Origin of the sequence: Flavobacterium sp. LC2016-12 (genome assembly GCF_015351595.1) — a bacterium.
Lineage (GTDB): Bacteria > Bacteroidota > Bacteroidia > Flavobacteriales > Flavobacteriaceae > Flavobacterium.
In genome coordinates this window covers 166475-181265 of the sequence record NZ_JADKPT010000007.1, presented here as the reverse complement: position 1 = coordinate 181265, position 14791 = coordinate 166475, and the positions used below count along the sequence as shown (strand labels likewise).

Annotated in this window: 9 protein-coding genes; 3 read left to right on the top strand and 6 right to left on the bottom strand. The window is 32.1% G+C overall.

Annotation, left to right across the window (positions count from 1 at the left end; translation table 11 throughout):
• Positions 1 to 266: 266 nt before the first annotated feature.
• The 3 genes from IRZ99_RS13420 to IRZ99_RS13410 form a co-directional block, all read right to left on the bottom strand.
• Positions 267 to 1475 (bottom strand): anhydro-N-acetylmuramic acid kinase, encoded by a 1209-nt coding sequence (locus IRZ99_RS13420; protein WP_194657751.1) that lies wholly within the window; start codon positions 1473 to 1475, stop codon positions 267 to 269.
• Positions 1476 to 1572: 97 nt separating this feature from the next.
• Complete coding sequence (locus IRZ99_RS13415) at positions 1573 to 3891, bottom strand: hypothetical protein (protein ID WP_194657750.1); 2319 nt, start codon at positions 3889 to 3891, stop codon at positions 1573 to 1575.
• A complete protein-coding gene (locus IRZ99_RS13410) occupies positions 3888 to 5090 on the bottom strand; it encodes a hypothetical protein (RefSeq protein WP_194657749.1) in 1203 nt (400 codons plus the stop codon). Before IRZ99_RS13410 ends, IRZ99_RS13415 begins: the two co-directional genes overlap by 4 nt.
• 532 nt (positions 5091 to 5622) lie before the next feature.
• On the opposite strand from IRZ99_RS13410, the gene IRZ99_RS13405 reads away from it, so the two are divergent.
• A complete protein-coding gene (locus tag IRZ99_RS13405) occupies positions 5623 to 6765 on the top strand; it encodes a DUF3800 domain-containing protein (RefSeq protein WP_194657748.1) in 1143 nt (380 codons plus the stop codon).
• 308 nt (positions 6766 to 7073) lie between these two features.
• Positions 7074 to 7295 (top strand): hypothetical protein, encoded by a 222-nt coding sequence (locus IRZ99_RS13400; RefSeq protein WP_035684497.1) that lies wholly within the window; start codon positions 7074 to 7076, stop codon positions 7293 to 7295.
• Positions 7296 to 7378: 83 nt separating this feature from the next.
• Here IRZ99_RS13400 and IRZ99_RS13395 read toward each other — a convergent pair whose 3' ends face one another.
• From IRZ99_RS13395 to IRZ99_RS13385, 3 genes are all read right to left on the bottom strand, one after another.
• Positions 7379 to 8320 (bottom strand): hypothetical protein, encoded by a 942-nt coding sequence (locus tag IRZ99_RS13395; protein WP_194657747.1) that lies wholly within the window; start codon positions 8318 to 8320, stop codon positions 7379 to 7381.
• A gap of 68 nt (positions 8321 to 8388) precedes the next feature.
• Entirely contained in the window at positions 8389 to 9249 is an 861-nt protein-coding gene (locus IRZ99_RS13390) for a hypothetical protein (protein WP_194657746.1), read from the bottom strand.
• Position 9250: 1 nt separating this feature from the next.
• Positions 9251 to 11374, bottom strand: a complete 2124-nt coding sequence (locus tag IRZ99_RS13385) for a glycoside hydrolase family 104 protein (RefSeq protein ID WP_194657745.1) — start codon at positions 11372 to 11374, stop codon at positions 9251 to 9253.
• Positions 11375 to 11857: 483 nt separating this feature from the next.
• Between IRZ99_RS13385 and IRZ99_RS13380 the strand changes: the two genes are divergently transcribed.
• Positions 11858 to 14764 carry an FAD-binding and (Fe-S)-binding domain-containing protein gene (locus IRZ99_RS13380; protein WP_194657744.1) on the top strand — a complete coding sequence of 969 codons (2907 nt, stop codon included), beginning with the start codon at positions 11858 to 11860 and terminating at the stop codon, positions 14762 to 14764.
• Positions 14765 to 14791: the final 27 nt, after the last annotated feature.

Here is a 14791-nt window from a genome sequence, read left to right as displayed (position 1 = left end):
CCAAAAATAGTTTTTTTAGCTGATTATAGTAAATAATTAATAGATTATAATTTTAACGGTATTTATTTGAATTTCATATGTGTGATTCAGGTTTTTGTTGAATAGTTTTTCCGCCACGAATTCACGAATTATTTTTTTTAAATACTTGCACATAATAAAATTGCTGACGATTTTTTTAAATCTTTTTTTTCCGCCACGAATTCACGAATTTTTTTTAAAATACTTTGCGAAAAAATAATTCGTGAATTCGTGGCTATTTTTTTCTCTCAATCTGGAAATGAAATTTTTCCCATTGTGACGGAGGGAATTCCTTTTTTTGTGCCGAAATTATAATCGCCGCCGGCAACCGTTTCGTTTGCTAAAACGGCAAATAAAACTGCTTCTTTGGCGTCGCCTGAAATGCCGATATCGTCACTTTTTTTGAACGGGCACGACAATAATTCCTTTAATCCCTTTACCAATAACGGATTACTTGCGCCTCCGCCCGACATATAAACCGTGAAATTTTCGATTGGCGTTCCTGTGTTTTTTACGACAAACAGAATCGCTTCGGCAATCGTTTCGGCGCTTAGTCTTGTTAAAGTGGCAAGCAAATCTGGTGCCGAAATGTTCTCGAGTTTGGTTTTTGCCAAAGCCGAATCGACAAAAGCTTTATTGAATAATTCCTGACCGATGGTTTTTGGGAAGCTTTTCTGGAAGAAAGCATTGCTTTTTAATTCCGTTAAAAGGGTTTGGTTTACGGTTCCGGTTTGGGCGATTTCGGCATCTTTATCGTAACTTTTTTCAGGAAAAAAGTGTTTCGTGAAAATGTCGATTAAGGTATTTGCAGTTCCGGTATCGGTTACAAAAACTTCCTCGGCGTTTTGAGAAGCGGGTAAATAAGTAAAATTCGCGATGCCGCCCATGTTGAGCATAATTCGGTTTTCGCCTTTTTTGCTGAACAATAAATAATCGCCATAAACCGCCAAAGGTGCGCCTTCGCCACCGCCAGCCACATGTTTTTGCCTGAAGTCTGATAACGTTATAATTCCGGTTTTTACCGCAATATGATCGCCATCGCCAATTTGTAAAGTCGCATTGGGGAATTTTTCCTGCTGATGCAAAAACTTCGGAGCGTGCAAAACTGTTTGTCCGTGCGAGGCAATTAAGTCGACTTCATGCGCGGGAATATTCCATTTTTGAAGACAATCGTTGACCATGCCGGCGTGCAAAAGACCGATCCATTCGTTTAATAAGGCCAAATGCTGAAAATCGATCGTTTTCTGGGCAAACACTTTACGGATTTCGGTTTTAATGTCTTCGGTATAATTGATAGTTTCGAATTCCAGAATTTTTACAGCGGTATTTTCGCCCGCGCCAGAAATAGCACAAAGCGCAATATCCAATCCGTCAAGCGAAGTTCCGGACATTAAACCTATTATTTTTCGGGTCTCTTTTTGAGCGATTTCAAAAAGGGCACTTATATTTTTATTCATTAAAATGCTGTTTTAAGGAAGTGTTGTATTTGGTAATGCTAAAATGAGATTTATTTGGGGATACTGCATCTGATGATTTATTAGTAAACTAAATAAGTTAAATTGTTTTTTTTATTAATATTTTATTTTCTATATATAATACAAAACACTCTAAAATTTGATAGTTAGTTTTGCTTTTTAGTAATTGTATAATTTCAGATAAATGGTCTTCTTTGAGAGATAGTTTGCCAATTGCAATGGCATATAAAAACTCGAGTATTGCTTCTCCTTGGTCTTCATCGTAGTATTTTATTATCGTTTCCAATAAATTTTTCATTTCTAATGATAAACCAAAATCTATAGAATAACTGAGTTCCCCGGGAAAAGCACTTCTAAGTATTGAAGCTTGAATAATCCCATCATTAAAGCGATTAAAATTATTTGGGGATAATAGATTACGAACAAACGATGTCTGAATTAATGATTTTTCAATTTTTTTAGAATTTCTTAAACTATTTATTACATTATTAAAGGTAAAATAGATATCCGATTGTGTTAACTCTTCAACATATTTGTCAAAATCAAAAAAAGCAAAATTATTTCTAATATGCATTTCCTCATTTAAATTAGTTTTTAATTTTGGGAAAAATAAATTAGTTGAAAGGCCCTTAACACTATCAGAATAACTGTGTTCTATATCTTTTTTTCTGGTTTTAAAAAAAATTATTGATTTGGAATATTTAGTATTATAATTATTAAGAAGATCGATCATTACATTAAGAAATTCTAATTCCTGTTGCCAGTTGTTATTTTTTGAAATACTTGTACAAAATATTTTATCAACTTCAATATAGGTGCTGGTTTCGGCACCAAAATTTCCTTGTTTTAAATTCGTTTTCAATCCTATAAGTGAATCTGAATTGCACATTCTCGAAATGCCGACAAAATAAATAATCCTCAATCCTTCGTAATTACGTAGTGCTCTGCTTAAATATAATAAATTTTTACCGTTTGAAATGCAAGATCCAACAACTAGTGTTGAACCTATAGTATCTTTGGGTATCTCTTTTGTAATTTCGTCTTGACTGATTTTTTTGGGTTCAAATCCAGAAGCATAATTGCTTATTATTTTTTCCATTATATAGTCAGCTAATTCAGAAGAAGATTGATCATTTAAATGGATTATAAATTTTAAGTTGCTTGGGACAAATTGATTAATATACGCATCTAACTTCTTTTTATAATCTTCAAATCTTCCTTCCGATAGACCTTTTAATAGTTCAGAATAATCAATATAAATGTCATATTTTGAATTTAAGGAATTTGACTCTTTATAGTTTGTTTTAAGAATGGATTTAGTTCTTTTTTGAGATTTGAACTGTTTAACGAATTTGGATAAGTTTTCGTCAGCATCTTTTATACCAATCAAAACAGAATTAATTTTAGGCTTTTCTAATAAAAACACATCCCCAGAAACTTCAACAGGATGAGAGCCTTTTTTACATAATTTACAATTTCTATCATCATAGGAATCGTATGGAATTATACCTTTCGGATTATCAGCTGTATAAGTTAAATTACACAGAACGTTATCTTTAATGTCATTATAATTATTTTTGATGTCTAAAAAATATAGAACTAAAATATTAGATCTACTAATTTGAGTATGTTTTGCGGTTATATAATTTAAAATATTACCTGAAGTGGATGCCGAAATTAATAAAAGAGCATTATTTTTATAACTAAGTTCATTGTTGTATAAACCATTATAAGAGCTAAAGCTTTCAATTGGAATAGCAATTTTTGTTTCCAGAAAACGGTTTTTGAGTTCGGACAATGCTATTGCAATTGAATTTATTGATGAGGTATCACAATAAATTTGATTGTGTCTTTCATTATCGTAATGTTTCATTAAAGTAAAAGCAATGAAATAAATTTCACTACTAAATAACAAAATGTTTCCAGTTCTTAAAAATTTATCACAATGCTTTCCGGATGGAAAGACATAATGATGTGATCCTTCAGTTTCAACTAATCCTCCTCTTAAAATAAAAATATTTTGCAACCCATGATTGAGAAAACTTTTAAAAAAGGAAGAAGAAATCTCTTTTGTATTACCATATAGAATATCCAATTCTCCTGAAATTCCAAACGTATAAATGTAAATGTTTTTAGAAAGCGAAGTCTCTTGACGTTTTGGGATTTTTTTGAATGTTGATTCAATGTTCGTTACAAAAATCTCAATCATCCTATCTTTCAAGTATAATCCACCAATTATAATTATTTTATCAGTTTGAGAGTGATTCTCGTAAAAAGAACCTATTTCACTAATTAAAGCATTCTCATTTATTATTGTATTGTCACAAAATATAATTGTCGATGAAATGTTTTTTGTTCTTTCTTTATATTCGAATTTGTATATGTAGAAGTTTCTCATAAACTTTGATTTATTGACAATGGATAAATAATTGTAATAACGGAACCTGAAACATTAGAAATATCTGAATATTTATTGTTGTCATTGAGGATCCAGTCGAATAATATCATTTGTTCAGTACTGTTTGATTCTACATTTTTATATTGATCATTAATTAAATTTCTATATAAAGATTTTGTTCCTGTTCTTATTCTTAAAAATCCTTTTCCATTTAATATTTTTAATATTCTATCCAATCCTAACCCTTTTTCATCTTTATCTAAACTTTTTGCTATAGTATTATGCTTAATCAAGCATCTTTTAATTATATCTACATCATTTGAATTTTCATAATTTTTATTAGAAGACCTAAATTTATTGACAAATCCAGCACCACTATCAAATACTGATATTTCTAAAAAACGAATTTGTTGTAGATTATTTTCTTTAAATAGACTTGAATTGAAATATTCAATAATTGCCTTAATATCTTTGTTCTCCTTAATTAATGCTGACCTTGTTTTTTTGTTATGCTTTACTAATAACCCCCTAATATTTGTTTCAAAAGGAACACCGTTTTGATCATCTCTTGCCCATTCAAAAGTATTCTTCATTAATTCATGTATAATTCCAATTAATTCGATTTCGATTTTTTTAAATTCTAATCGGCTTTCAAAATAATTACGAAATACCTCATTTTCGAGCGTGTCCTTTAAACTTTCCATCAGATCGGACTCATTTGAGACAAAAAGTCCATTTTTTTCGAAGCAAGGTAAGATGCCATTTTCTTTGGGCAAGTGATCTAGATTTGTTAATAATAATTTCTCTCCTCTGTAGGCTTCAACACGTTTCATTTTCGCAAAAACTTTATTTTGAGATTCAGATAATAAATTTCTCAAATTATTTCCTTCTCGATCAAAAATTCCGTTATGATTCCATACTAGTCCCGCAATAGGGAAAATAAATTCATTTTTATATAAATTAATAATTTTCTCAGAATCAGGTTTTACGAGATCTAACATTAACTTGCCAGATTTATTATATCGAATCCATGTAGATATAAATTGAATTAGTGCCGGAGTGATTCCTAAGTAATTAACAGTTAGCTCTATTGGAAATAATATGTCAATTTTTGCTTTTATAGAAATCCCGATTTCTAGTTGCTTATATAAATTTTCAACTCTAGTTAAATTGATGTTTTTGTGAATTTTTATTATCATGACTGAATTAATTTTTGTCGTCTATCAACTATTGTAGTTATACTAAAGATATTTAGAAATGAAATTTTTACTCGTAAGTAATTATAAAGATGTAAAATAACCGCGAAAATTTAAAAAATCTCAAATCTCAAATCTCAAATCTCAAATATACAAAACTAAAAACCTAAAAAAACGAGGACAATTCTAAAGAGATTAATTAATATCATAATTTTTAAATTATATATGAAAGAAATTTTAGCCAACTACGTCAATTTTATAACACATTTTGTAACTTTATTAGAAGCTAAATATAGACAGGATATAAATCCGTGTTCATTCACGCCCTGTATTGGCGCGAGCGTCTCAGTCGTGCCACCAAACTTTTAAACAAAAGACTTGAAGTGTTCACAAGAGAGATGCTATGGCTAGCTGTGTTATGTTTGCATTAAGAACTAAAATGCTTAAATTGCTAAATAATTTCATATTACAATGTTGATAAATTATATAGATTTTGAAACAGATATGAATAAAACACCTCATTTTAGGGAACAATATGCTACAAAGTATTACTGCTTTTGCCGATGAATTTGGAAATAATTCTTTTGAGTTTAAAACACAAGGGAGTCATTTTATAGTGGCAACAGTTATTTGCAAAAATGAGAATTTAGAAAAGCTTCATGATGGTATTGATTTTATAAGAAAGAAACATGGTTTTCAAACCGGCGAAATGAAATCAAGTGGCGTTGCTCAAAATCATTCAAGAAGAAAGAGGATTCTGGAAGATATTGCAAAACTCGATATTTCAATCTATGCAGTAATTGTAGATAAAACAAAACTAGCTGGAAAAGGATTTGCAATCAAAAAGTCTTTTTATAAATACTTGAATAACTTAGTTTATAAAGAACTCTATAGAACATTTCCAAGACTAGAACTTTATGTTGATGAACATGGGGGAAATGATTTTATGAGGGAATTCAAAAAATATGTTGAAAAGAATCATGAAATGAATTTATTTTCAGGTTCAGAGTTTAATATTCAAAATAGTCAACAAAGTTTTTATATACAATTAGCTGATTTTGTGGCTGGAACGTTAGGATATATTTTTGATGAAACAAAAAAATCAGAACACAGTGACGACTTTCAAAGATTGCTTGCACCAAAAATTGCAAGCTTAGACTTTTTTCCTAATAATTATTCTTTCGAAGAACTAGTTGCTACAAATTTAGATGAGAACTTTGATCCACAAATTGCTTCAGTTTGCCATCAAAGGATAAAAACATTTATTGAAACAGAAAAAGGAACTGATCAACAAAAAATTGATCAGATTAACTTGCTCAAATTACTTTTATTATTTCAACGTGCAAATATTAAAAATAGATATATAACGACTAAAGAAATCTTCAGCCACTTAAATCCAAGTCGTCATGAAATTTTGAGGCCAGAATATTTCCGTAGTAAAGTTATTGGGAATCTTCGAGACCAAGGAATCTTAATTGCTTCTGGTAGAGATGGATATAAAATCCCTTCCAGTTCTAAAGATCTTGATAGTTTTATAAACCATGGGAAAAGAATTGTTTTGCCGATGCTTAATAGAATAAGGGAGGCTAGAGAGGCTATTAAACTTGCTACTGGTAATGAATTAGACATATTAGAAAAAGAAGTATTTATAGAATTTAAAAAGTTATTGGATAAGTAAAGCTAGATATGATCTCTTGCTGTGTTCTACTTGATCAAGTGTATGGGTCGTACTGAAATCAAACAAAAAAACCTCGATCTTTTTAAAATCGAGGTTTTCTATTTATTATAAAATCATAATCTTATTCCAAACTCAAATTAAGGATTTAAAACTTCGGCTAATTCATTCAACCAAAAAAAGCTATTTTCCAAAGTGTTTATTTGGGATTGAAGGGTTTCATGTTCCCTCATCAATTAGGATAAAATGAATATTATCATCTGATTGAAAAATATTTTTCTTAAATTAGAGAAACAATTAAATTCAAAAACATGAATCCATCAAAAATAATAGGAATAATTCTAATCGTTATTAGTCTCGGTGTGGGATATATAGGTATCAACAAAATAGCTGATAATACAAAAGAAATTAATTTTTTGGGACTAAAAATTAATGCGTCCAACGAATCAGGTAAACAACAGGGATACCTTTATTTAGGGCTGGGCGTCATTTTACTTGTGGGAGGAATTTACACTGTCAACAAATCAAAGTAAAGTGCTGTAAGTAGGGAATGTAAATATTGCATGAGGGCTCCTGCTGGCGCGAGCGTCTCGCGCCAGTAGAGGGTTTAATAATTTTAATTTTTTAAAATCTCATAACCTAATTCTTTTGGTTTTGTTATGATATCACTGTCAATCCATTTTGTTTTAATAAAGTATTTTCCTTTATTTTCAATTAGTACAAATTCAGGATTCATTTTTGATCCTAAATTATAACCATTTAAGTTTTTGAAATGATTTAATAATAATTCATTCCCATTTTCTTTAGCAATTAATAAATCTGTAAAACCTATTTGATATCCATCTCCAGAAGCTATAATGCTATCATTTGAGATTTTTATATCTAAAGTCCAACCTGCATTTTCTCCTCCAATTTTTCCATAACTATAATAAGCACTATACGTTCCAAACCATTTATTTGAAGGTGTTACTTTTTGAAGAGATGAAAAATCTTTATTTTCATCTTTCTTGATATTGGATTGATCAATTATATCCTGAAGTTTTGTTTGTTTCCATGTGAAAGATTTAATTCTATCATCATCATCATTTTTTAGCGAATAACTGTCAATTTTTTGCCAAGTCTTTTCTCCCGATTTTAAATAGTATAATTCGATTATTCCTGGGATTTTAGGACCAAGACTTCCGTCTTCAAGTTCTGTTAAATAATTTTTGTCGGTATAAAATATCCAAATGTCAAAATCAGAACTAATTTTTTGAGGAGATAATTGATTAATTGCTTTCAAAGCAGAATCATAACTTTGTTTTTTAATTACGTTATTGTACCAATTTTTAGCACCAATTTTAGAAACTAAATATATTTCAAATCCTCCTTTTTTTAGATCTGAATTTCCAGTTTCTAATAATCCATCGTCGCCATATATTTTGGTAAATTGCTTAAAGAAATTGTTTGTAACTGATTTATCATCAATATTTATTGCCTGATTTTTTTCAGGGGTTTGTTGGCAACTTACAAGTTGTAGAGAAAATAAAAATATTACAAAGAGGGTTATTTTATTCATTTTTAATTTATTTTTTATAGAATAAAGTCAGGAGCGTATCTTCAAAAACAAATATTTATTATTAAAATTTAATTTTTACATTTTTCTAATAAAATAGGATTGTAATCACTAATAATTGGGTCTGTATATTGCCTTTCTTTGTTAACCTTATTATAAAAACCGAGCCAATTAAATTCTATTTTATCATTCTCCAAAATTTTGATAGTTGCAATTTCATTATCATTTAAATAGCTTTCTGAGTAAACATCCTTTGAGCTAACACCTTCAAGTCTATTCAATTTATATTTTAGGGTTTTGTCTCCTGTTTTTTCATTAACCTTAGTTAAATGAATATAATAGTTATTTGGTTCAACGCATATTATTAATTCATTTTCTTTTACTGTTATCCCTATTGGATTATTACAATTTGTTCCCCATTTTCCATTAATAGAACTAACTTTTGTCTCTTTTTCTTTACCCTCACAACCCTCATAACATTCTTTACACGACTGTTGCTTATGTATAATCGTATTAGCGTAAAGGCTGTCTATGAATAATTCATTGTTAATTTTCCAATATTTTTTGTTATTATCAATTGCTTCAAAAGTTATACTTTCTTTGCTGATTGCAGTCTTACCAAAAATATACTCGCCAGAATATTTGTATTTATTATTTTCATTCTTCTGTGATAAGACTTTAAACGTATAAAATTCTTGCCCTAAATCATGAAAGATACTATCATGATAAACTATATATTTTTCAATATTTGCATCACAAGGTTGATAAATTACCCTTTCTTTTCCATTTTGAGTTACACGATAGAATGTATGCTTTTCAATATTTGACAAAATCTGACTGTCGTTAATATTGTTTTTATTTGTTTGTTTTTTATCTTGACATGAGGATGCCAATAATATTAATATAAAATATAAAATTGTTGTTTTTCTCATTTTAATTGTTTCTTCTGACTTCTGTTACTGTATAATTATGGGTGTTTCCGTAGCTTTTGCCTACTAACATTAAATTATCTTGTAAGTATAATTTATTCTTTTCAGCTGTTCCTTCTTCACTAATTTTTGAACCTACATCAAAAAAGCGATAATATATATTCCCATCTTCACAACCTTTACCCACGATTACAAAAAAATGATCCGTGGCTTTATGAGTATTGTAAGTGCTCTTTCTTAAGTTATCATCTAGTCCAACAATTACAGGTTTACCAAGTTTAAGTTGAGAATCAATATAATCTAAACCAGCTTGAGCATTTTGTACGTTTAATTTATTTCCTTTTTGGTCAACAGTATAAATAGGATTAATATTAGTTCCTCCAATTATGCCATAATTTTTAAGTATTTTAACGCTTGCTGCCCAACATTCGTGAGGCTTCTGAGTAATCCAATGTTCAGTTTTTGCTACATCATAATGATTTTCATTGCACTTATCACAAGAACCGGATTGAAATTCTGTCTGTTCTGCACAGCAGCTATATCCAAATTCTTTTAAAAAACCTTCTTTTAAGTGTAATTTCCATGTTTGTTGATTGGTAAGTTCTTCTTTTAAAAATTTCTCATAATTTGCTTTACATTCCTGTATTGTTTTTGTAGGTTGACCATATGGAGAATCTGGTAAGCTAGCCCAACATAGACTTGATAGTAAGGTTGCTTTTTTGATATCGTTATCAATTATTAATTTAATGATATCAGCTTGTTGACCTTTAAATTTTTTTCTCCTATCTTTTATTTTAGTTTCCTTTTCTACATCCCGAATTGTTTTATCCTTATTTTTCCAATAAATAGGATTATAAAAACTATTTGGCCTATCAGTAGTATAATTATGTTTTAAAATTACAATGCATAATCTATCCTGTGATTCCTGATTAAAATTTAAAATATTATATTTAGTTCTGTATGTTTCCAATCCGTCATAAGTATCTGACATAATTTGATATGCTCCAGCAGCTGAAGAGAAATATCCATTTGCCGATATAATTTCATGAGGATGGTTGCTCATATTTGAAAATTGCTTTCCACTAAATTGTGTAGTGTAACCTCTTTCAGAATCTGTTCCTTCGCCAACACGTAACATTCTGAGAAATGCTTTTACTCTGGCTTCATATTCACAAATTTGATGTTTTTTTTCCTCTTTCGTTTTCCACCAATCAGGATCCACACTAACCGTCATCAAACTATTAATGGGATCCATATGATTAAATACAACTTTATTTTGCACAGTTACCTTCTGCTCATGATAGTCATGAACTTTTTGCTCAGATTTATTTATTCCTTTTTGCTCTTTTTTTGAAGGTTCTTTATTAGAGGCGGGAATTTGAGGTTTTGGTTTTTCAATTTCAGGTTTATAGTCGGGGTTGGGCACATTTGTATTCATGCTGGCAACTCTTTTTGGGATTTTTTCAAGAAATTCTGCCGTTACGTAATATTCATGAGTTGCACCTTCGTTTTTATCTCCGGGCGCTAATTTTGCATTGGCAAGCCAGACATGACTTGGGTTTAAATAAAATGAAACTTCAGCGGTTCCATTTAAAACATTGCCTTTTTTTACTTCTATTTTTACGTTGGTGGTATCTTGCTTAGCCTTATCTCCATCGTCTTCCCATAAAGTAACCGTAATGGGATATCTTTCCATCGCTACACAATGTACACGTGCAATAATCCAATCGCCATAGGCAAATGGTTTGTCAGGTGTTCTTTTATCATAATTTGAATCTAAGAGATCAATCTTTATTATTTTGGATTGTGATGTTTTTTGTGTTGTAATATCAAGAACAGCTTTTTCGCCATTAGCGTCCACCAGCATTCTTATACCTTTTCTATTGAGACTTTTTTGAGAAAAAGTATAATGTACAGTCTTTCCTGTCTTATTGTTTTCTGTTATTTTTAGCCATGAAACTCCATCTAAAATCCAAATGGACCATTTAATTTGCTCATCAGATAAACTTTGAAAGTGTGATGGATCCAATGAAGCAGGGTCGGAGCTACCAAAAAAATCATGAATTGAATAATATTCTTTTATACCGACTACAGGATTGGCTTTTCCAAATATTTTTAATTTCGACATATTGTATTTATTTGTAAATAAAATCTTATAATCAACGAATATAATATTTTTCTTAAAATAAAATAATTTTCTTACAAATTTTAACTTTAGATAAACTTTCTTATGAAAAAGAATGCCCTAGCCCTGATAGCAGTGGAAATCCTTTTTTGCCGGGGTTCGGTACAAAAGATTGAAACGGATAGCAGGAAATAGCTTCTAAAACTTCCAATAAAAAAAGTGCTGTGCCTGTTCGCTAGGGCTCAAGTCCAAATTCCAAACTTTTTCACGTATTAGTTAATATGAAGTGTAGTTTTCATAAGCCTTCGACTCCGTTCAGGGTGACATTTGGGGTAAATACCAATAAAAAAAATCCCAAATTCCAATTTTCAAAAGCCTTCGACTCCGCTCAGGATGACAATCGTGGAAAAAACCTCTGAACCTTTGTCCCTTTGCACCTCTGAACCTAAAAAAAAACTTATTTTTGTCAAATCATATTCAGCAAAAATGTCACTACTTAAGGATTTAGAACAATTATCAGCATCGTTGGAAGGAACACTTTTATACGATGATCTTCATAAAACACTTTATTCGACCGATGCTTCGGTGTACCGGATTAAACCAAAAGCGGTTGCCGTGCCTAAAACGATCGCAGATATTAGTAAACTGATTCGGTTTGCGGGGGAGCATCAAATTTCGATTACGCCAAGAACAGCGGGAACTTCGCTGGCCGGACAAACCGTGGGTGACGGAATTGTAGTCGATGTTTCGAAGAATTTTACCAAAATCCTGAATTTCGATCCGATTAAAAAAACAGTTACGGTCGAGCCCGGCGTGATTCGCGATGAACTGAATTTGTTTCTGAAACCACATGGCGTGTTTTTCGGCCCGAATACTTCTACATCCAACCGCTGTATGATTGGCGGAATGGTGGGGAATAATTCTTCGGGAACGACCTCGATTCGCTATGGCGTGACGCGCGATAAAATTGTGGAGATCAAAGCGATTTTGAGCGATGGATCGGAAGTGGTTTTTAAGGAACTGACTTCGGCGGAATTCATCGAGAAAACCAAAGGCGATACCTTAGAAAATAAAATATACAAAAGCGTTTACGACGAACTTTCGGTAAAAGCAACGCAGGATGAAATTGTAAAAGAGTTTCCGAAACCGGAGATTCACAGACGAAATACGGGTTATGCGGTTGATATTTTACTGAAATCGGATTTGTTTGGCGGAACGGAACCAACAATCAATCTAGGAAAATTACTTTGCGGAAGCGAAGGAACTTTGGCCTTTACTTATGAAATCACTTTAAAAGTAGACGATTTACCGCCGGCTAATAATATTATGGTGGTGGCGCATTATCATAGCATTCAGGAATCGCTGGAATCTGTTGTGGTAGCGATGAAACATCATTTGTACACCGCAGAAATGATCGATGACACGATTCTGGATTGTACGAAAACGAATCGCGAACACATTAAAAACCGTTTCTTTTTGGTTGGAGAACCGAAAGCGATTATGATGTTTGAAGTAGCTTCGCACGACGCGCAAGATGCGGAAAATCAGGCGAATGCTTTAGTTTCCGATTTAGAAAAAAATAACTTTGGCTACGCACTTGTAAAAATTTACGGAGCGGATATTGAAAAAGTAAACGAACTTAGAAAAGCCGGCCTTGGACTTTTAGGAAGTATAGTAGGAGACGACAAAGCAGCCGATTCTATTGAAGATACAGCGGTTGAATTGAGCGATTTACCAGCTTATATTGCGGAGTTTTCGGCGATGATGCTGCGTCACGGACAAGGTGCGATTTATTATGCACATGCGGGTGCGGGCGAACTGCATTTGCGTCCGGTTTTGAATTTGAAGAAAACATCTGACTTAAAACTCTTTAGAACCATCGCGACCGATGTGGCGATTTTGGTGAAGAAATATAGAGGTTCGTTAAGCGGGGAACACGGCGACGGAATTGTGCGCGGTGAATTTATTCCGTTTATGATTGGCGAAATGAATTATGAATTACTGAAACGTATTAAATTGGCTTTTGACCCGAATTCGGTTTTGAATATCGGTAAGATTGTGAACGCTTTAAAGATGGATGAAAACCATCGTGTGGTTTCGGGCAGGGTAGAACCGGATATTAAAACGTTTCAGGATTTCTCAGACAGTTTAGGGATTTTGCGTGCGGCCGAAAAATGCAACGGTTCCGGAGATTGCAGAAAATTGCCATCGGCTGGAGGAGCGATGTGTCCGAGTTATCGTGCGACCAAAAATGAAAAAGAAACCACGCGTGCAAGAGCGAATGCGCTACGTGAATATTTGACGTATTCTGAGAAAGAAAATAAATTCGACCAGAAAGAATTATACGAAGTTTTTGAGTTGTGTGTGAGCTGTAAAGCCTGCGCCAGCGAATGTCCGAGTAATGTGGATGTTGCTACTTTAAAAGCCGAATTTTTATACCAATACCAAAAAGCAAACGGTTTCTCAACCCGAAACAAAATTTTTGCACACAACGCAAAACTTAATAAGATGGGAAGTTTGTTTCCGTCGATCACCAACTTTATTTCGAATCAGTCGCTGGTTAAAAAAAGTATGGGAATTGCGCCGGAAAGACAAGTGCCGCTTTTGGCAAAAAAAACTTTCAGAAAATGGCACGAAAATCATAAACCTACAAGTATGAATTTTCCGAACGGAAGATTGTATTTGTTTGTAGATGAATTTACCAATTATTATGATGTAAATATCGGAATCGATGCTTTCGAATTATTAACCAAATTAGGTTATCAGGTTCTGGTTATCGACCACGAAGAAAGCGGAAGAGCTTATTTATCTAAAGGTTTTTTAGAAGAAGCAAAAAAAATAGCCAATCACAATGTCAACATTTTTAAAGATTTGGTTTTAGGCAATGCGCCTTTGGTTGGTATTGAACCTTCTGCTATTTTAACTTTCAGGGATGAATATCTTCGCCTGGTTGATGATAAGGAAGAAGCTGAGAAGTTATCCCGAAATGCTTTTACGATCGAAGAATTCTTTAAAAAGGAAATTATAGATGGTAAAATTAAACCGGATTCATTTTCGGATGAAAAGAAAGAAATCAAAATTCACGGACATTGTCATCAGAAATCATTGAGTTCTGTTGAAGCGACTTTCGCGATGCTGAATTTGCCAACCAATACTACGGTTACGATTTACAATTCGGGCTGTTGCGGAATGGCAGGATCTTTCGGTTACGAAAAAGAACATTATCAGGTAAGTATGCAAATGGGAGAAGATACTTTATTCCCAAAAGTGCGAGCTACGGCTGAAAATGTAAAAATCGCCGCTGCAGGAACCAGCTGTCGTCATCAAATTTATGATGGAACGAGTAGGGAAGCACAGCACCCGGTTAGTATTTTAAGAAGCTGTCTTAAATAATTTTAGATTTTAGAATGTAGATTTTAG